Origin of the sequence: Bacillus sp. FSL K6-1560, from assembly GCF_038592935.1 — a bacterium.
Classification (GTDB): domain Bacteria; phylum Bacillota; class Bacilli; order Bacillales; family Bacillaceae; genus Bacillus; species Bacillus subtilis.
In genome coordinates, this window is record NZ_CP151946.1 from 102,501 (window position 1) to 125,121 (window position 22,621).

23 protein-coding genes and 2 other annotated features (1 of these 25 running past the window's edge) are annotated in these 22,621 nt (G+C 42.8%); all 23 genes read left to right on the top strand.

What is annotated here, in order from left to right; translation table 11 throughout:
- A protein-coding gene (locus NYE22_RS00570) for a protein arginine kinase (protein WP_003235007.1) crosses the window boundary here: on the top strand, nt 1-656 show its 3' portion. Its footprint begins 436 nt before the window's first position; only the last 656 of its 1,092 coding nucleotides appear in the window; its start codon lies beyond the left edge, outside the window; its stop codon occupies nt 654-656.
- Nucleotides 653-3,085 carry an ATP-dependent protease ATP-binding subunit ClpC gene (clpC, locus tag NYE22_RS00575; protein WP_014475592.1) on the top strand — a complete coding sequence of 811 codons (2,433 nt, stop codon included), beginning with the start codon at nt 653-655 and terminating at the stop codon, nt 3,083-3,085. The genes NYE22_RS00570 and clpC overlap by 4 nt, the downstream gene beginning before the upstream one ends.
- A gap of 91 nt (nt 3,086-3,176) precedes the next feature.
- The gene (gene radA, locus NYE22_RS00580) at nt 3,177-4,553 is read left to right on the top strand and encodes a DNA repair protein RadA (RefSeq protein ID WP_014475593.1); all 1,377 of its coding nucleotides are present in this window, start codon (nt 3,177-3,179) and stop codon (nt 4,551-4,553) included.
- Between the two features lie 3 nt (nt 4,554-4,556).
- A complete protein-coding gene (gene disA / locus NYE22_RS00585; protein WP_003225736.1) occupies nt 4,557-5,639 on the top strand; it encodes a DNA integrity scanning diadenylate cyclase DisA in 1,083 nt (360 codons plus the stop codon).
- 115 nt (nt 5,640-5,754) lie between these two features.
- On the top strand, nt 5,755-6,855 hold the full coding sequence (locus NYE22_RS00590) for a PIN/TRAM domain-containing protein (RefSeq protein WP_003235014.1): 1,101 nt from the start codon (nt 5,755-5,757) through the stop codon (nt 6,853-6,855).
- Between the two features lie 14 nt (nt 6,856-6,869).
- Entirely contained in the window at nt 6,870-7,568 is a 699-nt protein-coding gene (gene ispD, locus NYE22_RS00595) for a 2-C-methyl-D-erythritol 4-phosphate cytidylyltransferase (RefSeq protein WP_064672086.1), read from the top strand.
- Nucleotides 7,561-8,037: a 2-C-methyl-D-erythritol 2,4-cyclodiphosphate synthase gene (gene ispF, locus NYE22_RS00600; RefSeq protein ID WP_003225745.1), complete on the top strand. Its 477-nt coding sequence runs from the start codon at nt 7,561-7,563 to the stop codon at nt 8,035-8,037. Before ispD ends, ispF begins: the two co-directional genes overlap by 8 nt.
- 90 nt (nt 8,038-8,127) lie before the next feature.
- The gene (gene gltX / locus NYE22_RS00605) at nt 8,128-9,579 is read left to right on the top strand and encodes a glutamate--tRNA ligase (RefSeq protein ID WP_014478617.1); all 1,452 of its coding nucleotides are present in this window, start codon (nt 8,128-8,130) and stop codon (nt 9,577-9,579) included.
- Between the two features lie 2 nt (nt 9,580-9,581).
- Nucleotides 9,582-9,812 (top strand) — a binding site (T-box leader).
- 68 nt (nt 9,813-9,880) lie between these two features.
- Nucleotides 9,881-10,534, top strand: a complete 654-nt coding sequence (gene cysE / locus NYE22_RS00610; protein WP_003225749.1) for a serine O-acetyltransferase — start codon at nt 9,881-9,883, stop codon at nt 10,532-10,534.
- Entirely contained in the window at nt 10,531-11,931 is a 1,401-nt protein-coding gene (gene cysS / locus NYE22_RS00615; protein ID WP_038427269.1) for a cysteine--tRNA ligase, read from the top strand. Before cysE ends, cysS begins: the two co-directional genes overlap by 4 nt.
- A gap of 3 nt (nt 11,932-11,934) precedes the next feature.
- On the top strand, nt 11,935-12,366 hold the full coding sequence (locus tag NYE22_RS00620; RefSeq protein WP_014475597.1) for a mini-ribonuclease 3: 432 nt from the start codon (nt 11,935-11,937) through the stop codon (nt 12,364-12,366).
- Nucleotides 12,350-13,099, top strand: coding sequence for a 23S rRNA (guanosine(2251)-2'-O)-methyltransferase RlmB (gene rlmB, locus NYE22_RS00625; protein ID WP_014475598.1), 750 nt, complete (start codon nt 12,350-12,352; stop codon nt 13,097-13,099). The genes NYE22_RS00620 and rlmB overlap by 17 nt, the downstream gene beginning before the upstream one ends.
- Nucleotides 13,100-13,105: 6 nt before the next feature.
- Nucleotides 13,106-13,618, top strand: coding sequence for a ribosome-dependent mRNA decay endonuclease Rae1/YacP (rae1, locus tag NYE22_RS00630; protein WP_003235032.1), 513 nt, complete (start codon nt 13,106-13,108; stop codon nt 13,616-13,618).
- Between the two features lie 62 nt (nt 13,619-13,680).
- Complete coding sequence (gene sigH / locus NYE22_RS00635) at nt 13,681-14,337, top strand: RNA polymerase sporulation sigma factor SigH (protein ID WP_003225758.1); 657 nt, start codon at nt 13,681-13,683, stop codon at nt 14,335-14,337.
- 92 nt (nt 14,338-14,429) lie between these two features.
- Entirely contained in the window at nt 14,430-14,579 is a 150-nt protein-coding gene (gene rpmG, locus NYE22_RS00640; RefSeq protein ID WP_003156421.1) for a 50S ribosomal protein L33, read from the top strand.
- A gap of 33 nt (nt 14,580-14,612) precedes the next feature.
- Nucleotides 14,613-14,792, top strand: a complete 180-nt coding sequence (gene secE, locus NYE22_RS00645) for a preprotein translocase subunit SecE (RefSeq protein ID WP_004399676.1) — start codon at nt 14,613-14,615, stop codon at nt 14,790-14,792.
- Between the two features lie 178 nt (nt 14,793-14,970).
- Entirely contained in the window at nt 14,971-15,504 is a 534-nt protein-coding gene (nusG, locus tag NYE22_RS00650; protein WP_003225764.1) for a transcription termination/antitermination protein NusG, read from the top strand.
- Nucleotides 15,505-15,671: 167 nt separating this feature from the next.
- Entirely contained in the window at nt 15,672-16,097 is a 426-nt protein-coding gene (gene rplK / locus NYE22_RS00655; protein ID WP_003156430.1) for a 50S ribosomal protein L11, read from the top strand.
- Nucleotides 16,098-16,191: 94 nt separating this feature from the next.
- Complete coding sequence (gene rplA / locus NYE22_RS00660; protein ID WP_003235040.1) at nt 16,192-16,890, top strand: 50S ribosomal protein L1; 699 nt, start codon at nt 16,192-16,194, stop codon at nt 16,888-16,890.
- Nucleotides 16,891-16,935: 45 nt separating this feature from the next.
- Nucleotides 16,936-17,076 (top strand) — a sequence feature (ribosomal protein L10 leader region).
- A gap of 65 nt (nt 17,077-17,141) precedes the next feature.
- Nucleotides 17,142-17,642 carry a 50S ribosomal protein L10 gene (gene rplJ, locus NYE22_RS00665; protein ID WP_003235042.1) on the top strand — a complete coding sequence of 167 codons (501 nt, stop codon included), beginning with the start codon at nt 17,142-17,144 and terminating at the stop codon, nt 17,640-17,642.
- A 45-nt stretch (nt 17,643-17,687) separates the two neighbouring features.
- On the top strand, nt 17,688-18,059 hold the full coding sequence (gene rplL / locus NYE22_RS00670; RefSeq protein ID WP_003156436.1) for a 50S ribosomal protein L7/L12: 372 nt from the start codon (nt 17,688-17,690) through the stop codon (nt 18,057-18,059).
- An 89-nt stretch (nt 18,060-18,148) separates the two neighbouring features.
- Complete coding sequence (locus tag NYE22_RS00675) at nt 18,149-18,754, top strand: class I SAM-dependent methyltransferase (RefSeq protein ID WP_003235045.1); 606 nt, start codon at nt 18,149-18,151, stop codon at nt 18,752-18,754.
- A gap of 245 nt (nt 18,755-18,999) precedes the next feature.
- Nucleotides 19,000-22,581, top strand: coding sequence for a DNA-directed RNA polymerase subunit beta (gene rpoB, locus NYE22_RS00680; RefSeq protein ID WP_009966326.1), 3,582 nt, complete (start codon nt 19,000-19,002; stop codon nt 22,579-22,581).
- Nucleotides 22,582-22,621 lie beyond the last annotated feature (40 nt).

Here is a 22,621-nt window from a genome sequence, read left to right on the forward strand (position 1 = left end):
ACGACTGGATTGAAGAAAAAGTTGATTATGCATTCAATGAGCAAAGAGGATACTTAACCAGCTGTCCTACAAACGTAGGTACAGGTTTAAGGGCTTCGGTCATGATGCATCTGCCGGCACTGGTTTTAACTAGGCAAATAAATCGAATTATACCGGCAATTAATCAATTAGGCTTAGTTGTTAGAGGAATTTATGGGGAAGGCAGCGAAGCAGTAGGGAATATCTTTCAAATTTCAAATCAGATCACGCTTGGTAAGTCAGAGCAGGATATTGTAGAGGATCTTAACAGTGTTGCTGCTCAGTTGATTGAACAAGAACGATCTGCCCGAGAAGCGATTTATCAAACTTCTAAAATCGAACTTGAGGATCGGGTATATCGGTCTTATGGGGTCTTGTCTAATTGCCGGATGATAGAATCGAAAGAAACTGCAAAGTGCCTTTCAGATGTTCGGTTAGGCATAGACCTAGGCATTATAAAAGGACTTTCAAGCAACATACTTAACGAACTTATGATTTTGACGCAGCCAGGATTTTTACAGCAATACTCGGGAGGCGCTTTGCGTCCGAACGAAAGGGACATTCGAAGAGCGGCTCTCATCAGAGAACGGCTTCACTTAGAAATGAATGGGAAAAGACAGGAGGATGAATCGATATGATGTTTGGAAGATTTACAGAACGAGCTCAAAAAGTACTGGCGCTAGCACAGGAAGAAGCACTTCGGTTAGGTCATAATAACATTGGCACTGAGCATATTTTATTAGGACTGGTAAGAGAAGGAGAGGGCATTGCTGCTAAAGCTCTTCAAGCGCTTGGACTCGGTTCAGATAAAATTCAGAAAGAAGTAGAAAGTTTGATCGGGCGCGGGCAGGAAATGTCTCAAACGATTCATTATACTCCTAGAGCTAAAAAAGTCATTGAGCTTTCAATGGATGAGGCAAGAAAACTCGGTCATTCTTATGTTGGAACAGAACATATTCTTCTTGGTCTGATTCGGGAAGGAGAAGGTGTTGCTGCGAGAGTTCTGAATAATCTCGGTGTCAGCTTAAATAAAGCAAGACAGCAGGTGCTCCAGCTTCTAGGAAGTAATGAAACAGGATCATCAGCGGCAGGAACAAACAGCAATGCGAATACGCCTACGCTTGACAGCTTGGCAAGAGACTTAACTGCTATTGCGAAGGAAGACAGCCTTGACCCTGTAATCGGCAGAAGCAAGGAGATCCAGCGTGTCATTGAAGTATTAAGCCGCAGAACGAAAAACAACCCTGTTCTCATTGGGGAACCAGGTGTAGGTAAAACGGCTATCGCAGAAGGTTTGGCACAGCAAATTATCAATAATGAAGTACCCGAAATTTTGCGTGATAAACGTGTGATGACATTAGACATGGGAACAGTTGTTGCCGGCACAAAATACCGCGGAGAATTTGAGGATCGCCTGAAGAAGGTCATGGATGAAATTCGCCAGGCAGGAAATATCATCCTATTCATCGATGAGCTCCATACATTAATCGGGGCAGGCGGAGCAGAAGGTGCTATTGATGCATCTAATATTTTAAAACCTTCACTTGCTCGCGGCGAACTCCAATGTATTGGCGCAACGACTCTTGATGAGTACCGTAAATATATTGAAAAAGATGCAGCACTGGAACGCCGTTTTCAGCCGATTCAGGTTGATCAGCCATCTGTAGATGAAAGTATTCAAATTTTACAAGGTCTGCGTGACAGATACGAAGCCCACCACCGCGTTTCTATCACTGATGATGCCATTGAAGCTGCGGTTAAGCTTTCTGACAGATATATTTCTGACCGCTTCCTTCCGGATAAAGCAATTGACTTGATCGATGAAGCGGGTTCAAAGGTGAGACTGCGCTCATTTACAACGCCTCCTAACTTAAAAGAGCTTGAGCAGAAGCTTGATGAGGTTCGTAAAGAGAAGGATGCGGCAGTGCAAAGCCAAGAGTTTGAAAAAGCTGCTTCCTTGCGTGATACTGAACAACGCCTGCGCGAGCAAGTAGAGGATACGAAGAAATCATGGAAAGAGAAGCAAGGGCAGGAAAACTCAGAGGTTACTGTGGATGATATTGCGATGGTTGTATCCAGCTGGACTGGTGTGCCTGTATCTAAAATCGCCCAAACTGAAACTGATAAGCTTCTCAATATGGAAAACATTCTTCATTCCCGCGTCATCGGCCAGGATGAAGCAGTTGTAGCTGTTGCAAAAGCCGTCAGACGTGCGAGAGCAGGATTGAAAGATCCTAAACGCCCAATCGGCTCATTCATTTTCTTAGGCCCTACAGGTGTAGGTAAAACAGAGCTTGCACGAGCACTCGCTGAATCCATTTTTGGCGATGAAGAATCCATGATCAGAATTGATATGTCTGAATACATGGAAAAACACTCAACTTCAAGACTTGTTGGTTCACCTCCGGGATATGTGGGATATGATGAAGGCGGTCAATTGACAGAGAAAGTCAGAAGAAAACCTTACTCTGTCGTGCTTCTTGATGAGATCGAGAAAGCGCACCCTGATGTCTTCAATATCCTTCTGCAAGTTCTTGAAGACGGACGATTGACTGATTCTAAAGGACGCACAGTCGATTTCCGCAATACCATTCTGATCATGACATCAAACGTCGGAGCAAGTGAGCTGAAACGCAATAAATATGTCGGCTTTAACGTTCAGGATGAAACTCAAAATCATAAAGACATGAAAGACAAAGTGATGGGTGAATTAAAACGAGCGTTCAGACCTGAGTTCATCAACCGTATCGATGAAATCATTGTCTTCCATTCACTTGAGAAAAAACATCTTACTGAAATTGTGTCATTAATGTCTGATCAATTAACGAAACGCTTGAAAGAACAAGATCTTTCTATCGAATTGACAGATGCTGCAAAAGCGAAAGTCGCGGAAGAGGGCGTTGACCTGGAATACGGTGCCCGTCCGTTAAGAAGAGCGATCCAAAAACATGTCGAGGATCGTTTATCTGAAGAACTCCTCAGAGGAAATATTCATAAAGGACAGCATATTGTTCTTGATGTAGAAGATGGCGAATTTGTCGTAAAAACGACTGCTAAAACGAATTAATATAGAAGACGGGAATGAGGCATACAGCATGTAAGTGTATGCCTCACTTTCATATCAAGAAATAGAACAAGGGAGAGGTCTTACACTATATATGGCTAAAACAAAATCGAAATTCATCTGCCAATCCTGCGGCTACGAGTCTCCAAAATGGATGGGGAAATGTCCGGGCTGCGGTGCTTGGAATACAATGGTGGAAGAAATGATTAAAAAAGCACCGGCCAATCGGAGAGCGGCTTTTTCTCATTCTGTTCAAACTGTACAGAAACCTTCACCTATTACATCAATCGAAACATCAGAAGAACCCCGCGTCAAAACCCAGCTTGGCGAGTTTAACAGAGTACTCGGCGGAGGTGTAGTTAAAGGCTCCCTCGTTTTAATTGGCGGTGATCCTGGTATCGGAAAGTCAACGCTATTACTGCAGGTTTCCGCTCAATTATCAGGCTCATCAAACAGTGTCCTGTATATTTCGGGAGAAGAATCTGTAAAGCAAACGAAGCTGCGAGCAGACCGTCTTGGCATTAATAATCCGTCACTACATGTTTTATCTGAAACCGATATGGAGTATATTTCGTCTGCTATACAAGAGATGAATCCAGCGTTTGTCGTTGTTGACTCTATTCAAACGGTTTACCAAAGCGATATTACATCGGCTCCAGGCAGTGTGTCACAGGTCAGAGAATGTACTGCTGAGCTGATGAAAATCGCAAAAACAAAAGGTATTCCGATTTTTATCGTAGGGCACGTGACGAAAGAAGGGTCTATTGCAGGTCCGAGACTGTTGGAGCATATGGTTGACACTGTTTTATATTTTGAGGGAGAACGCCACCATACTTTCCGTATTTTGCGGGCTGTAAAAAACCGTTTCGGATCTACAAACGAAATGGGCATTTTCGAAATGCGGGAAGAGGGGCTCACTGAGGTTTTGAATCCTTCGGAAATTTTCTTAGAAGAACGCTCTGCTGGTTCCGCAGGCTCGAGTATCACTGCCTCTATGGAGGGCACTAGACCGATTCTCGTTGAAATTCAGGCGCTCATCTCGCCAACAAGCTTTGGCAACCCAAGGCGTATGGCAACGGGAATAGACCATAACAGGGTTTCTCTGTTAATGGCTGTGTTAGAAAAAAGAGTTGGACTGCTGCTGCAAAATCAGGATGCTTATTTGAAAGTGGCTGGCGGCGTTAAGCTTGATGAACCGGCAATTGATCTTGCGATTGTAATTAGTATCGCATCAAGCTTTAGAGACACACCTCCAAATCCTGCAGATTGTTTTATTGGAGAAGTGGGATTAACCGGAGAAGTCCGGCGGGTTTCAAGAATTGAACAGCGTGTGAAAGAAGCGGCAAAGCTTGGCTTTAAACGCATGATCATACCCGCGGCAAATCTGGACGGATGGACAAAACCAAAAGGGATTGAGGTTATCGGAGTAGCAAATGTTGCAGAAGCGCTTCGTACTTCATTAGGAGGATAATAGATGGAAAAAGAGAAAAAAGGGGCGAAACACGAGTTAGACCTGTCATCTATATTGCAGTTTGTTGCTCCGGGTACACCGCTCAGAGCGGGGATGGAAAACGTCTTGAGAGCAAATACAGGCGGTCTGATTGTTGTTGGATATAATGATAAAGTAAAAGAAGTGGTGGACGGCGGCTTTCACATAAACACGGCTTTTTCTCCGGCGCATTTATATGAGTTGGCTAAAATGGATGGAGCGATCATTTTAAGTGATTCGGGTCAAAAGATCCTCTACGCGAATACTCAGCTGATGCCGGATGCCACAATTTCTTCATCAGAAACAGGAATGCGGCACAGAACTGCCGAAAGAGTAGCTAAGCAAACTGGCTGTCTTGTAATCGCTATTTCTGAAAGAAGAAATGTCATAACGTTATATCAGGAAAACATGAAGTATACACTAAAAGACATAGGATTTATTTTAACCAAGGCGAACCAAGCCATTCAAACACTTGAAAAGTATAAGACAATCCTCGATAAAACGATTAATGCACTGAACGCGTTAGAGTTTGAGGAACTTGTTACCTTCAGTGATGTCTTGTCTGTCATGCATCGTTATGAAATGGTCCTGAGAATCAAAAACGAAATTAATATGTATATCAAAGAGCTGGGGACAGAAGGGCATCTGATCAAACTGCAAGTCATTGAATTGATTACGGATATGGAAGAAGAGGCCGCTTTATTTATTAAGGACTATGTAAAAGAAAAGATTAAAGATCCGTTTGTTCTCTTGAAGGAGCTGCAGGATATGTCCAGTTATGATCTGCTGGATGATTCCATTGTGTATAAGCTTCTCGGTTACCCTGCTTCTACTAATCTTGATGATTATGTATTGCCGAGAGGATACAGGCTGTTAAATAAGATACCGCGTCTTCCGATGCCGATTGTTGAAAATGTTGTAGAAGCATTTGGAGTCCTACCAAGGATTATTGAGGCGAGTGCAGAAGAATTAGATGAAGTAGAGGGAATCGGTGAAGTACGAGCCCAAAAAATCAAAAAAGGATTAAAACGCCTGCAAGAGAAGCATTATTTAGACAGACAACTGTGATTTCGGTTAAAACCTTATGAATACGGGTATATTAATGTTGGTTTTTGTTTATTCTGATATTCGTAGGATGCATAAGACTTTGTGAAATTAAAATGTTAAAAAAGGAGGTGGGGGTATGTTAAAACGAATAGTTCAGGCGTTCTTCATTATTTTTGGCGGCGTTGTTGGTATATTTTTGATACCTGAATTGTTTGTACTGTTAAATATACAGGACATACCTTTAATAACAAACGCATATACGTCTGCGGCAATAGGAGCAATTATCTTTTTTCTCATCAGTATATGGGGTACAGAATACGTTGTGAACTGGGTGAAGTGGATAGAGGATTCATTGTTAAAAGCGCCGGTTCCAGATTTGTTATTTGGAAGTCTTGGCTTAGTTTTTGGACTTATAATTGCTTATCTTATCGTAAATGTTATTCCTTTAGACAATATACCTTACCGCATATTCAGCACAATAATTCCTGTATTTTTGGCTTTCTTCCTCGGTTATCTCGGCTTCCAGGTGGGCTTTAAGAAAAAGGATGAATTGATCAGCCTGTTTTCCATTAGCGCCAGAATGCAAAAGAAAAAAGGAACAGCTGATGAAGAACATGAGGTTCAAGACAAGAAGCTGAAAATTTTGGACACTAGTGTTATTATTGATGGGAGAATAGCAGATATTTGTCAGACTGGTTTTTTAGAGGGAGTTATCGTGATTCCGCAGTTTGTCCTTGAGGAATTGCAGCATATTGCAGACTCTTCAGATGTTTTAAAACGAAACAGAGGACGCCGCGGTCTTGATATCCTGAACCGCATTCAGAAAGAATTAGACATTGAAGTTGAAATTTACGAAGGCGACTTTGAAGATATTCAGGAGGTTGACAGCAAGCTCGTCAAACTTGCTAAGCTGACATCCGGGGTCGTTGTGACGAATGATTTTAATTTAAATAAAGTGTGCGAGCTTCAGAAGGTAGCAGTATTAAACATTAATGACCTTGCCAATGCGGTCAAGCCTGTTGTGCTTCCTGGCGAGGAAATGAATGTTCAGGTCATTAAGGACGGGAAAGAGCATAATCAGGGAGTTGCCTACTTGGATGACGGTACGATGATTGTCGTTGAAGAAGGACGCAATTATATCGGCAAGCATATTGATGTACTCGTCACAAGTGTGCTGCAGACAGCAGCGGGACGAATGATTTTTGCGAAGCCTAAGCTGTTGGAGAAGGCGCTGTAAAGGGAGAAAAAACAATGAGTTATGATGTGGTGATTCCTGCAGCCGGACAGGGAAAGCGGATGAAGGCAGGGAGAAATAAACTGTTCATTGATCTGAAGGGAGACCCGGTGATCATACACACGTTAAGAGTGTTTGACAGCCACCGGCAGTGCGATAAAATCATTTTGGTGATTAACGAGCAGGAGCGGGAGCACTTTCAGCAATTGCTGTCCGATTACCCGTTTCAAACTTCAATTGAGCTTGTTGCAGGCGGAGAAGAGCGTCAGCACAGTGTGTATAAGGGGCTGAAAGCCGTAAAGCAGGAAAAGATTGTCCTTGTACATGACGGTGCCCGCCCATTTATAAAACATGAACAAATTGACGAACTGATCGCAGAGGCGGAACAGACAGGAGCGGCCATCCTTGCTGTTCCGGTAAAAGATACGATTAAACGCGTTCAAGATTTACAAGTCAGTGAGACGATTGAACGTTCAAGCTTGTGGGCTGTCCAAACGCCACAAGCTTTTCGTCTTTCTTTATTGATGAAGGCTCACGCTGAGGCCGAGCGTAAGGGATTTTTAGGGACAGATGACGCCAGCCTCGTTGAACAGATGGAGGGCGGTTCGGTCCGTGTTGTAGAAGGCAGCTATACAAATATTAAGCTGACGACGCCAGACGATTTGACGTCAGCTGAAGCTATCATGGAATCAGAAAGTGGGAATAAACATGTTTAGAATTGGACAAGGATTTGATGTGCATCAATTAGTGGAGGGCCGTCCTCTCATTATTGGCGGAATTGAAATCCCGTACGAAAAAGGGCTGCTTGGCCATTCTGATGCAGACGTATTGCTGCATACTGTCGCTGACGCCTGCCTGGGAGCTGTGGGTGAAGGAGACATCGGCAAGCATTTTCCTGACACAGATCCCGAGTTCAAGGACGCAGATTCTTTCAAATTACTTCAGCATGTCTGGGGAATCGTGAAACAGAAAGGGTATGTCCTTGGGAACATTGATTGCACCATCATAGCGCAAAAGCCGAAGATGCTGCCGTACATAGAAGATATGAGAAAAAGAATTGCTGAAGGCCTTGAGGCAGATGTTTCTCAAGTAAATGTAAAAGCAACAACGACAGAAAAGCTTGGATTTACAGGCCGGGCGGAAGGAATAGCGGCTCAGGCGACAGTACTGATACAAAAAGGCTAACTTGTTTTGATGCCGGGTCTATTTGGTGGTAGAATAGATTCATACATTTTTGCCTGAGGCCATACATGACATGAAAGGAAGTATTTGAAAATGGGAAACGAAGTACGCGTCCGTTATGCACCGAGTCCAACCGGACATTTGCATATTGGAAATGCCAGAACGGCGCTTTTTAATTATTTATTTGCCCGCAATCAAGGCGGTAAGTTTATCATTCGAGTTGAGGATACAGATAAAAAGCGCAATATTGAGGGCGGAGAACAAAGCCAGCTGAATTATCTGAAGTGGCTAGGTATTGACTGGGATGAGAGTGTGGATGTCGGAGGAGAGTACGGCCCATACCGTCAGTCCGAGCGTAACGATATCTATAAAGTGTACTATGAAGAGCTTCTTGAAAAAGGGCTTGCTTATAAATGTTACTGTACGGAAGAAGAGCTTGAAAAAGAGCGTGAAGAACAGATTGCCCGCGGAGAAATGCCTCGTTATTCCGGAAAACACAGAGACCTGACTCAGGAAGAACAGGAGAAATTTATCGCTGAAGGCAGAAAACCAAGTATTCGTTTCCGCGTGCCGGAAGGAAAAATCATCGCCTTCAATGATATCGTAAAAGGCGAAATTTCTTTTGAATCAGATGGCATCGGCGACTTTGTTATTGTGAAAAAGGACGGAACGCCGACTTACAACTTCGCGGTAGCGATTGATGACTACTTAATGAAAATGACACACGTGCTGCGCGGTGAGGATCATATTTCTAACACACCGAAACAGATTATGATTTATCAAGCATTCGGATGGGATATTCCTCAGTTCGGACACATGACGCTGATCGTAAACGAAAGCCGTAAAAAGCTCAGTAAACGTGATGAATCCATTATTCAATTCATCGAGCAGTACAAAGAGCTTGGCTACCTGCCAGAAGCGCTGTTCAACTTTATCGGACTGCTAGGCTGGTCACCGGTTGGAGAAGAAGAGCTTTTCACAAAAGAGCAGTTTATTGAAATTTTTGATGTAAATCGTTTATCTAAATCACCAGCTTTGTTTGATATGCATAAGCTAAAATGGGTTAACAACCAATATGTGAAGAAGCTGGATCTTGATCAGGTTGTTGAACTGACGCTTCCGCATTTGCAAAAAGCGGGCAAAGTTGGCACTGAGCTTTCTGCTGAAGAACAAGAATGGGTTCGTAAACTGATTTCCCTGTATCATGAGCAATTAAGCTACGGTGCGGAAATTGTTGAGCTGACTGATTTGTTCTTTACGGATGAGATCGAGTATAATCAAGAAGCGAAAGCTGTTCTGGAAGAAGAACAGGTTCCTGAAGTGCTCAGTACATTCGCAGCGAAGCTTGAAGAGCTTGAGGAGTTCACTCCGGATAACATCAAAGCATCGATCAAAGCAGTGCAGAAAGAAACTGGCCATAAAGGGAAAAAACTGTTTATGCCGATTCGTGTTGCTGTAACAGGGCAAACTCACGGTCCGGAACTGCCGCAATCAATTGAATTGATCGGTAAAGAGACTGCAATTCAGCGTTTAAAAAATATCTAAATAAATGATTGTTGACAGGGAAGAGTATAAAGCTTTAGGTCATTACAGAAAGGATCTCCATTGGCTGAGAGAGATCCATGAGCCGGGTTTTAGAAGTGCGCCCTTAAGACCTTTGAAGAACGTTTTTTGAAACCAGTATTCAAAGGCGGCCGCCGCCGTTACAGGCTGAAGTTGGGAGAGCAGAAGTCTGCTTTTCAAACAGAGTGGAACCGCGCGGTTAAAGCGTCTCTGTCATGTTTACATGCAGAGACGCTTTTTTTATTGGGTAGAGGAAATCAGATAGAGAAACGGGGGGAAGCATGTGTTTTTTAGAATGCTCAAAGAAGACATTGATACTGTGTTCGATCAAGATCCCGCAGCAAGAAGCTATTTTGAAGTGATTTTAACTTATTCCGGTTTACATGCTATATGGGCGCATCGGATTGCACATGCTTTATATAAACGAAAATTTTATTTCCTTGCACGCCTTATATCTCAAGTAAGCCGATTTTTTACCGGGATAGAAATCCACCCCGGCGCTACAATCGGGAGAAGATTTTTCATAGACCACGGCATGGGGGTTGTCATTGGGGAGACATGTGAAATCGGCAATAACGTAACCGTTTTTCAGGGGGTTACCCTCGGGGGAACGGGGAAAGAAAAGGGAAAAAGGCACCCAACGATTAAAGATGACGCATTGATAGCCACAGGTGCTAAAGTGCTCGGTTCTATTACGGTCGGTGAAGGCTCAAAGATTGGGGCTGGTTCAGTAGTACTGCATGATGTTCCTGATTTTTCAACAGTTGTCGGTATCCCTGGACGGGTCGTTGTACAAAATGGCAAAAAAGTAAGACGCGATTTAAACCATCAGGATTTGCCCGATCCAGTTGCTGACCGCTTTAAGTCTTTGGAACAGCAGATTTTAGAGCTGAAGGCAGAACTTGAAGACAGAAAAGAAAGGATCAACCAAAAATGACAATCACACTTTATAATACATTGACTAGACAGAAGGAAACGTTTGTTCCTCTTGAAGAGGGAAAAGTGAAAATGTATGTATGCGGACCCACGGTTTACAATTATATTCATATCGGGAACGCGCGTCCGGCAATCGTTTACGATACGGTTCGAAACTATTTAGAGTATAAAGGCTATGATGTGCAGTATGTCTCTAACTTCACAGACGTAGACGATAAATTAATTAAAGCGGCAAATGAACTCGGTGAGGATGTACCCACCATTTCAGAGCGTTTTATTAAAGCATACTTTGAAGACGTAGGTGCGCTCGGATGCCGAAAAGCCGACCTTCATCCGCGAGTAATGGAGAACATGGATGCCATTATCGAATTCGTAGATCAGCTCGTGAAAAAGGGCTACGCATATGAATCAGAAGGTGACGTATATTTCAAAACCAGAGCATTTGAAGGGTACGGAAAGCTTTCTCAGCAATCAATCGATGAACTTAGATCAGGTGCACGCATCCGAGTCGGCGAGAAAAAAGAAGATGCTCTTGATTTCGCACTGTGGAAAGCGGCAAAAGAAGGAGAAATCTCTTGGGATAGCCCTTGGGGGAAAGGACGTCCGGGCTGGCACATTGAATGCTCAGCAATGGTGAAAAAGTATCTCGGTGACCAGATTGATATCCATGCGGGCGGACAGGATTTAACATTCCCTCACCATGAAAACGAAATTGCGCAATCTGAGGCGCTGACAGGCAAAACGTTTGCGAAGTACTGGCTTCATAATGGTTATATCAATATTGATAATGAAAAAATGTCAAAATCACTGGGCAACTTTGTGCTTGTGCATGACATCATTAAACAGCATGATCCGCAGCTTTTGAGATTCTTTATGCTATCTGTTCATTATCGCCATCCGATTAACTATTCAGAAGAACTTCTAGAAAATACGAAAAGCGCATTTAACCGTTTAAAAACAGCGTACAGCAATCTCCAGCACCGTCTGAACAGCAGTACGAATTTAACGGAAGATGACGATCAATGGCTTGAGAAAGTTGAAGAACACCGCAATGCATTCGAAGAAGCGATGGACGATGATTTTAATACGGCGAATGCGATTTCTGTCTTGTTCGACTTAGCGAAACACGCCAATTACTATCTTCAGAAAGACCATACAGCTGATCATGTAATTACGGCGTTTATTGAGATGTTTGACCGCATTGTTTCTGTCCTCGGTTTTTCGTTGGGTGAGCAGGAACTTCTCGATCAAGAGATTGAAGACTTAATCGAAAAGCGAAATGAAGCGCGCCGGAATCGCGATTTTGCATTGTCAGACCAGATCCGCGACCAGCTGAAAAGCATGAATATCATTCTTGAAGATACGGCTCAAGGCACTCGCTGGAAACGGGGAGAATAACAGATGCTTGAATTTGATACGATAAAAGATTCTAAGCAGCTTAACGGTCTTGCGCTTGCTTATATAGGTGATGCCATTTTTGAAGTGTATGTCAGGCATCACCTGCTTAAGCAGGGCTTTACCAAACCAAATGATCTTCATAAGAAATCAAGCCGGATTGTTTCAGCAAAGTCACAGGCTGAGATCCTATTTTTTCTGCAGAATCAATCATTTTTTACGGAAGAAGAGGAAGCGGTGCTAAAAAGAGGCAGAAATGCCAAGTCAGGGACAATACCTAAAAATACAGATGTTCAGACGTACCGCTACAGTACAGCATTTGAAGCGCTTCTGGGCTACCTTTTTCTAGAGAAAAAAGAGGAACGACTTAGTCAGCTCGTAGCCGAAGCTATACAATTCGGGACGTCAGGGAGGAAAACAAATGAGTCAGCAACATGATTACGTCATAGGGAAAAATGCAGTGATCGAGACGTTAAAATCTGATCGGAAGCTGTATAAGCTGTGGATGGCGGAAAACACCGTAAAGGGACAAGCACAGCAAGTGATTGAGCTTGCCAAAAAGCAGGGAATCACGATTCAATACGTCCCGAGAAAAAAACTCGATCAAATGGTGACAGGACAGCATCAGGGCGTAGTGGCACAGGTTGCAGCGTATGAATATGCAGAACTGGACGATTTATATAAAGCAGCCGAAGAAAAAAATGAACAGCCTTTCTTCCTCATTCTGGACGAGCTTGAAGACCCTCATAATCTTGGTTCCATTATGAGGACAGCAGATGCGGTCGGCGCTCATGGCATCGTCATTCCAAAACGGAGAGCTGTCGGGCTGACAACAACAGTGGCAAAAGCTTCAACAGGAGCAATTGAGCACATTCCTGTAGCAAGAGTCACCAATTTGGCACGGACGTTAGAAGAGATGAAAGAGCGGGGAATCTGGGTTGTCGGAACGGATGCGTCAGCGCGTGAGGATTACCGCAATATGGACGGGAATATGCCTTTGGCTCTAGTCATCGGAAGTGAAGGAAAAGGGATGGGCCGCCTTGTGAAAGAAAAGTGCGATTTTCTCATTAAACTCCCGATGGCCGGAAAGGTAACTTCACTAAATGCATCTGTCGCGGCTGGTCTTTTGATGTATGAAGTCTACCGGAAACGAAACCCTCTGGGAGAATAAAGACCCATGGATATCCTGTTAGTAGACGGGTACAACATGATTGGAGCCTGGCCGCAGCTGAAGGATTTAAAAGCGAACAGTTTTGAAGAGGCGAGAGACGTACTGATTCAGAAAATGGCGGAATATCAATCGTATACAGGAAACAGGGTTATTGTTGTTTTTGACGCGCATCTCGTAAAAGGGCTTGAGAAAAAACAGACCAACCATAGAGTTGAAGTGATTTTTACAAAAGAAAATGAGACGGCTGATGAGCGGATAGAAAAGCTCGCTCAGGCTTTGAATAATATTGCGACTCAAATTCACGTTGCGACCTCTGACTATACTGAGCAGTGGGCGATTTTCGGACAGGGGGCATTGCGGAAATCGGCCCGGGAGCTTTTGAGAGAGGTAGAAACGATTGAAAGGCGAATAGAGAGACGGGTAAGAAAAATCACTTCCGAAAAGCCGGCGGGTAAAATTGCTTTATCGGAAGAGGTTTTGAAAACGTTTGAAAAGTGGAGGCGGGGAGACTTAGATTAAGTTGACGCTTTTTTGCCCAATACTGTATAATATTTCTATCTACGTGCGCCGGGGGGATCGGAGTGAATCTACAGAACAACAAGGGAAAATTCAACAAAGAGCAGTTTTGCCAGTTGGAGGACGAGCAGGTCATTGAAAAGGTTCATGTTGGGGACAGTGATGCGTTAGATTACTTGATTACGAAGTACCGAAACTTTGTTCGGGCAAAAGCAAGATCCTATTTCTTAATAGGGGCGGACAGAGAGGATATTGTTCAGGAAGGCATGATAGGCCTCTATAAGTCTATTCGTGACTTCAAAGAGGACAAGCTTACCTCATTCAAAGCTTTCGCAGAATTATGTATTACCCGCCAAATTATTACCGCAATAAAGACAGCTACTCGCCAGAAACACATTCCTTTGAATTCCTACGTCTCATTAGATAAACCGATTTTTGATGAAGAATCAGACCGAACGCTGCTGGATGTCATTTCAGGAGCGAAAACCTTAAATCCTGAGGAAATGATCATTAATCAGGAAGAATTTGATGATATTGAAATGAAAATGGGAGAACTATTAAGTGATTTAGAGAGAAAAGTACTCGTCTTATATCTCGATGGGAGAAGTTACCAAGAGATTTCTGATGAACTGAACCGACATGTGAAATCGATCGACAATGCCCTTCAGCGTGTGAAACGCAAGCTGGAGAAGTACTTGGAAATTCGCGAAATCAGTTTGTAATAGGAATTTATGCTATATTGACAGTATTTTTCTGACTATGATATGTTACTAAAGATAAGAACTAATGTCTATTTAGAAAAAGGTGTAATGACATGAGAAAAAAGATTACGTTAGCATGCAAGACATGCGGAAACCGTAATTATACGACAATGAAGAGCTCTGCATCAGCGGCTGAGCGATTAGAAGTAAAGAAATACTGCAGTACTTGCAATTCACATACAGCTCATCTTGAAACAAAATAGTTTTTGCGCTTTTAAATTGTGGAGGTCTTTTACATGCGTATTATGAAATTCTTTAAAGATGTTGGGAAAGAAATGAAAAAGGTAAGCTGGCCTAAAGGAAAAGAGTTAACGCGTTATACCATTACGGTAATTTCAACAGTTATCTTTTTTGTTATCTTTTTTGCCCTCCTTGACACAGGAATTTCTCAATTAATTCGTTTAATAGTTGAATAATGATCAGCAATACGTGCTATAATAGATCATAATATTACTTGCCAAAACCCGTTCAGCGGGTTTTTTATTGTGGCTTAAAATGAAAGTTATCATAGGCTTGCCGCCTATTTTTTGAAGCGTTATGGTAATTCACTAAAACCAAATGCGGGGAGGGAAGGACTGGACAGTCCTGAATAGAATGGAAAAGAATTGGTATGTTGTTCACACGTACTCTGGTTATGAGAATAAAGTAAAAGCCAACTTGGAAAAACGTGTTGAATCAATGGGGATGCAGGATAAAATTTTCCGTGTAGTCGTACCCGAAGAAGAAGAAACAGATATCAAAAACGGCAAGAAAAAAGTCGTGAAAAAGAAAGTATTCCCTGGTTATGTGCTTGTTGAAATTGTAATGACAGACGACTCTTGGTATGTTGTCCGCAACACGCCGGGCGTTACTGGATTCGTAGGATCTGCCGGGTCAGGTTCAAAACCGACGCCGCTTCTTCCGGGCGAAGCAGAAACCATTCTGAAGAGAATGGGCATGGATGAACGAAAAACTGATATTGACTTTGAACTGAAAGAGACAGTGAAAGTAATAGACGGACCTTTTGCTAACTTTACAGGATCAATTGAAGAGATTGATTATGATAAAAGCAAGGTCAAAGTTTTCGTTAATATGTTTGGCCGTGAAACGCCGGTTGAGCTGGAATTTACCCAAATCGATAAATTGTAATGTGAAAAAACTTGAAATTGCTATATATAAATGATAATATAGCAAAGGTACGTCTTGGACTTATCCAAGGCAACTAGCATGATATTTCGTCATTCATATAAAGAATGAAACCTTGAGTGGGAGGGTTTACCCTATTACCACATCACGGACTTAAGGAGGTGTGTCTCGTGGCTAAAAAAGTAGTTAAAGTTGTAAAATTGCAAATTCCTGCTGGAAAAGCTAACCCAGCACCACCAGTTGGACCTGCACTTGGTCAAGCCGGTGTTAACATCATGGGATTCTGTAAGGAGTTTAACGCTCGTACAGCTGACCAAGCTGGTTTAATCATTCCTGTTGAAATTTCGGTTTACGAAGACCGTTCATTTACATTTATTACAAAAACTCCACCTGCTGCAGTATTGCTTAAAAAAGCAGCTGGAATTGAGTCTGGTTCTGGTGAACCAAACCGTAATAAAGTGGCAACCGTTAAGCGCGATAAAGTACGCGAAATCGCTGAAACGAAAATGCCTGACTTAAACGCAGCAGACGTTGAAGCGGCAATGCGCATGGTTGAAGGTACTGCCCGCAGTATGGGTATTGTAATCGAGGATTAATTTGTTTCTTGTCGGGTTGCGAGTTTTAACAAGTTCGCAACCCTTATTCGTGGGAGGTTATTCCGCTATAACCACATAAGGAGGAAATTTTAAAATGGCTAAAAAAGGTAAAAAGTACGTTGAAGCTGCTAAGCTTGTAGACCGTTCTAAAGCTTACGACGTCTCTGAAGCAGTAGCTCTCGTTAAAAAAACAAACACAGCTAAATTCGACGCTACAGTTGAAGTGGCTTTCCGTTTAGGGGTTGACCCTCGTAAAAACGACCAGCAAATCCGTGGAGCAGTTGTTCTTCCAAACGGAACTGGTAAAACTCAGCGCGTTCTCGTTTTCGCAAAAGGCGAAAAAGCGAAAGAAGCTGAAGCTGCTGGTGCAGATTTCGTAGGCGATACTGACTACATCAACAAAATTCAACAAGGCTGGTTCGATTTCGATGTTATCGTAGCTACACCTGACATGATGGGTGAAGTTGGTAAAATCGGTCGTGTACTTGGACCAAAAGGTTTAATGCCAAACCCTAAAACTGGTACAGTTACCTTCGAAGTTGAAAAAGCGATCGGCGAAATCAAAGCTGGTAAAGTTGAATACCGCGTTGATAAAGCTGGAAACATTCATGTTCCTATCGGTAAAGTTTCTTTCGAGGATGAAAAACTTGTTGAGAACTTCACAACAATGTACGATACAATCCTTAAAGCTAAACCTGCTGCAGCTAAAGGCGTTTACGTGAAAAACGTTGCTGTAACTTCTACTATGGGACCTGGTGTCAAAGTAGACTCTTCAACTTTTAACGTAAAATAATATTGACATGACATCAACATTCTGATATTATTCAAAATGTTGTAAAATAGAATATCATTTATACCGTAGACAGTAGGGGCCTAACCGCTTAATTATCCTACCGAGGTGTATATTATCACAGCTATTACGTTACGTATGCTTGTATATACAGCCTCCATGTCTCATGGAGGCTTTTTATATGGAATCCGTCGTCTCAGTCGTGATCACCTAACGGTATAAGTGTTACACAAGAATCTACAGGAGGTGTAACCATGAGCAGCGCAATTGAAACAAAAAAAGTTGTTGTTGAAGAAATTGCTTCTAAACTGAAAGAAAGTAAATCAACGATCATCGTTGACTATCGCGGACTTAACGTTTCTGAAGTAACTGAACTTCGTAAACAGCTTCGCGAAGCTAACGTTGAGTTCAAAGTTTACAAAAATACGATGACTCGCCGTGCGGTTGAACAAGCTGAGCTTAATGGTTTGAATGATTTCTTAACTGGACCGAACGCGATCGCATTCAGCACTGAAGATGTTGTCGCTCCGGCTAAAGTTCTTAATGACTTCGCTAAAAATCACGAAGCTCTTGAAATCAAAGCTGGCGTTATCGAAGGTAAAGTTTCTACTGTTGAAGAAGTGAAAGCTCTTGCTGAACTTCCATCACGCGAAGGCTTGCTTTCTATGTTGCTTAGCGTACTTCAAGCTCCAGTTCGCAACCTTGCTCTTGCTGCAAAAGCTGTGGCAGAACAAAAGGAAGAACAAGGCGCTTAATCTAATCAGTTTTTCATAAATTAAAACAAAATGGAGGAATTACAAATGGCTTTAAATATCGAAGAAATCATTGCTTCCGTTAAAGAAGCAACTGTACTTGAATTGAACGACCTAGTAAAAGCAATCGAAGAAGAATTTGGCGTAACTGCTGCTGCTCCTGTAGCTGTAGCTGGCGGAGCTGCTGCAGGCGGAGCTGCTGAAGAGCAAAGCGAATTCGATCTTATCCTTGCTGGTGCAGGATCTCAAAAAATCAAAGTTATCAAAGTTGTACGTGAAATCACTGGTCTTGGCTTGAAAGAAGCTAAAGAACTTGTTGACAACACTCCAAAACCACTTAAAGAAGGTATTGCTAAAGAAGAAGCTGAAGAGCTTAAAGCTAAACTTGAAGAAGTTGGCGCTTCTGTAGAAGTTAAGTAATCTTCACTTACCTGTAGGGGAAGCTCGCTTTTATGAGGCGAGCTTTTTCTTTGCCATTCTTTAAGCCATGAAAAAAGGAGGTTCTAATAATGAGTGAGCACTATTATTCAGAAAAACCTTCAGTAAAAAGCAACAAGCAAACCTGGTCTTTTAGGCTTCGGAATAAAGATTTCACGTTTACCAGCGACAGCGGGGTTTTTTCTAAAAAAGAAGTTGATTTCGGCTCCCGCCTGCTGATTGATTCTTTTGAAGAGCCTGAGGTTGAGGGCGGCATTTTGGATGTAGGCTGCGGGTACGGCCCGATTGGTTTATCGCTCGCCAGCGACTTTAAAGACCGGACTATCCACATGATTGACGTTAATGAGAGAGCCGTAGAACTATCAAATGAAAATGCGGAACAAAACGGAATAACAAACGTTAAGATTTATCAAAGCGATTTGTTTTCAAACGTTGATTCTGCTCAAACATTTGCTTCTATTCTTACAAATCCCCCAATCCGAGCCGGAAAAAAAGTTGTCCATGCTATCTTTGAGAAAAGCGCTGAACACTTAAAAGCTTCAGGTGAATTGTGGATCGTCATACAGAAAAAGCAAGGCGCGCCTTCTGCCATTGAAAAGCTCGAGGAACTGTTCGATGAAGTTTCCGTCGTTCAAAAAAAGAAAGGCTATTATATCATAAAAGCAAAAAAAGTTTGACTCGGTATTTTAACTATGTTAATATTGTAAAATGCCAATGTATATATTTTGCTTGATATGATGAATTGTCAATATCTATGTATAAATTATACAAGTATGGAAATGCTAATAAAATCGGTATTTGTTTTTGGATGTGGTTTTCTTAATTAGAAACCCTTTTTTCTTTTGTCTTGTAAAAGTATTTTCTTTCTTTGGAAGAAATGCTTATTACACATATAATACGCATGATTTGAGGGGTGAATCAGTTGACAGGTCAACTAGTTCAGTATGGACGACACCGCCAGCGCAGAAGCTATGCTCGCATTAGCGAAGTGTTAGAATTACCAAATCTCATTGAAATTCAAACCTCTTCTTATCAGTGGTTTCTTGATGAGGGTCTTAGAGAGATGTTTCAAGACATATCACCAATTGAGGATTTCACTGGTAACCTCTCTCTTGAGTTCATTGATTATAGTTTAGGTGAGCCTAAATATCCTGTAGAGGAATCAAAAGAACGTGATGTGACTTACTCAGCTCCGCTAAGAGTGAAGGTTCGTTTAATTAACAAAGAAACTGGAGAGGTAAAAGACCAAGATGTCTTCATGGGTGATTTCCCTATTATGACAGATACAGGTACTTTTATCATTAACGGTGCGGAACGTGTTATCGTTTCCCAGCTTGTTCGGTCTCCAAGTGTATATTTCAGTGGTAAAGTAGACAAAAACGGTAAAAAAGGTTTTACCGCAACTGTCATTCCAAACCGTGGCGCATGGTTAGAATACGAAACTGATGCGAAAGATGTTGTTTATGTCCGCATTGATCGCACACGTAAGTTGCCGGTTACGGTTCTTTTGCGTGCTCTCGGCTTCGGCTCCGATCAAGAGATTCTTGATCTCATAGGAGAAAACGAATACCTGCGAAATACGCTTGATAAAGATAACACAGAAAACAGCGACAAAGCGTTGCTGGAAATTTACGAGCGTCTCCGTCCTGGAGAGCCGCCTACAGTAGAAAATGCGAAAAGCTTGCTTGATTCTCGTTTCTTTGATCCGAAACGATACGATCTTGCCAATGTAGGACGCTATAAAATTAATAAAAAACTTCATATTAAGAATCGCCTCTTCAATCAGAGACTTGCTGAAACGCTTGTTGATCCTGAAACAGGAGAAATCCTTGCTGAAAAAGGCCAGATTCTTGATAGAAGAACACTTGATAAAGTACTGCCATACTTAGAAAACGGAATCGGTTTTAGAAAGCTGTATCCGAATGGCGGCGTTGTTGAAGATGAAGTGACTCTTCAATCAATTAAAATCTTTGCTCCGACTGATCAAGAAGGAGAACAGGTTATTAATGTAATCGGCAATGCTTACATCGAAGAAGAGATTAAAAACATCACGCCTGCTGATATTATTTCTTCAATCAGCTACTTCTTCAACTTGCTGCACGGAGTAGGCGACACAGATGATATCGATCATCTTGGAAACCGCCGTTTACGTTCTGTAGGCGAGCTTCTCCAGAACCAATTCCGTATCGGTTTAAGCCGTATGGAGCGTGTGGTTCGTGAGAGAATGTCAATTCAAGATACGAATACAATTACGCCTCAGCAGCTGATCAATATTCGTCCTGTTATTGCGTCCATTAAAGAGTTCTTTGGAAGCTCACAGCTTTCTCAATTCATGGATCAGACGAACCCGCTTGCTGAATTAACGCACAAGCGTCGTCTGTCAGCATTAGGACCGGGCGGATTGACACGTGAGCGTGCCGGAATGGAAGTGCGTGACGTTCACTACTCCCACTATGGCCGTATGTGTCCGATTGAAACGCCTGAGGGCCCGAACATCGGTTTGATCAACTCACTATCATCTTATGCAAAAGTAAACCGTTTTGGCTTTATTGAAACGCCATATCGCCGCGTTGACCCTGAAACAGGGAAGGTAACGGGCAGAATCGATTACTTAACTGCTGATGAAGAGGATAACTATGTTGTCGCTCAAGCGAATGCTCGTCTTGATGACGAAGGCGCCTTTATTGATGACAGCATCGTAGCTCGTTTCCGCGGGGAGAACACTGTTGTTTCCAGAAACCGTGTAGACTACATGGATGTATCGCCTAAGCAGGTTGTATCTGCTGCGACAGCATGTATCCCGTTCTTAGAAAACGATGACTCCAACCGTGCCCTCATGGGAGCGAACATGCAGCGTCAGGCTGTGCCTTTGATGCAGCCGGAAGCGCCATTTGTTGGAACTGGTATGGAATACGTATCAGGAAAAGACTCTGGTGCCGCTGTTATTTGTAAACACCCTGGTATCGTTGAACGCGTAGAAGCGAAAAACGTTTGGGTTCGCCGTTATGAAGAAGTAGACGGTCAAAAAGTAAAAGGAAACCTGGATAAATACAGCCTGCTGAAATTTGTCCGCTCTAACCAAGGTACGTGCTACAACCAGCGTCCGATCGTAAGTGTCGGCGATGAAGTGGTAAAAGGAGAAATCCTTGCTGACGGTCCTTCTATGGAGCTCGGTGAACTTGCACTTGGCCGTAACGTAATGGTCGGCTTCATGACATGGGATGGCTACAACTATGAGGATGCCATCATCATGAGTGAACGCCTAGTGAAGGATGATGTTTATACATCTATCCACATTGAAGAATACGAATCAGAAGCACGTGATACGAAACTTGGACCTGAAGAAATCACTCGCGATATTCCAAACGTCGGTGAAGATGCGCTTCGCAATCTTGATGACCGTGGAATCATCCGTATTGGGGCAGAAGTAAAAGACGGAGATCTTCTTGTTGGTAAAGTAACGCCTAAAGGCGTAACTGAACTGACTGCAGAAGAACGCCTTCTTCACGCCATTTTTGGCGAGAAAGCCCGCGAGGTTCGTGATACTTCTCTTCGTGTGCCTCACGGCGGCGGCGGAATTATCCATGACGTTAAAGTCTTCAACCGTGAAGACGGAGACGAACTTCCTCCAGGTGTTAACCAGTTAGTACGCGTATATATCGTTCAGAAACGTAAGATTTCTGAAGGGGATAAAATGGCCGGTCGTCACGGTAACAAAGGTGTTATCTCTAAGATTCTTCCTGAAGAGGATATGCCTTACCTTCCTGACGGCACACCGATTGATATCATGCTTAACCCGCTGGGCGTACCATCACGTATGAACATCGGGCAGGTATTGGAACTTCACATGGGTATGGCCGCTCGTTACCTTGGCATTCACATTGCATCTCCTGTATTTGACGGAGCGCGAGAAGAGGATGTCTGGGAAACACTTGAAGAAGCCGGCATGTCTCGTGACGCCAAAACAGTGCTTTACGACGGACGTACTGGAGAGCCGTTTGATAACCGTGTATCTGTAGGTATCATGTACATGATCAAACTAGCTCACATGGTTGACGATAAACTTCATGCACGCTCTACAGGCCCTTACTCACTTGTTACGCAGCAGCCTCTTGGCGGTAAAGCGCAATTTGGCGGACAGCGTTTTGGTGAGATGGAGGTTTGGGCACTTGAAGCTTACGGTGCGGCTTACACTCTTCAAGAAATTCTGACTGTTAAGTCTGATGACGTGGTTGGACGTGTGAAAACATACGAAGCCATCGTTAAAGGCGACAATGTTCCTGAACCAGGTGTTCCGGAATCATTCAAAGTATTAATCAAAGAACTTCAAAGCTTAGGTATGGATGTCAAAATCCTTTCTGGTGATGAAGAAGAAATAGAAATGAGAGATTTAGAAGACGAAGAAGATGCGAAACAAGCTGACGGCCTGGCATTATCAGGTGATGAAGAGCCGGAAGAAACAGCATCTGCAGACGTTGAACGCGATGTAGTAACAAAAGAATAATCTCTAGTTATAAAGGCAAGTGACATCGGTTAATCCGAAG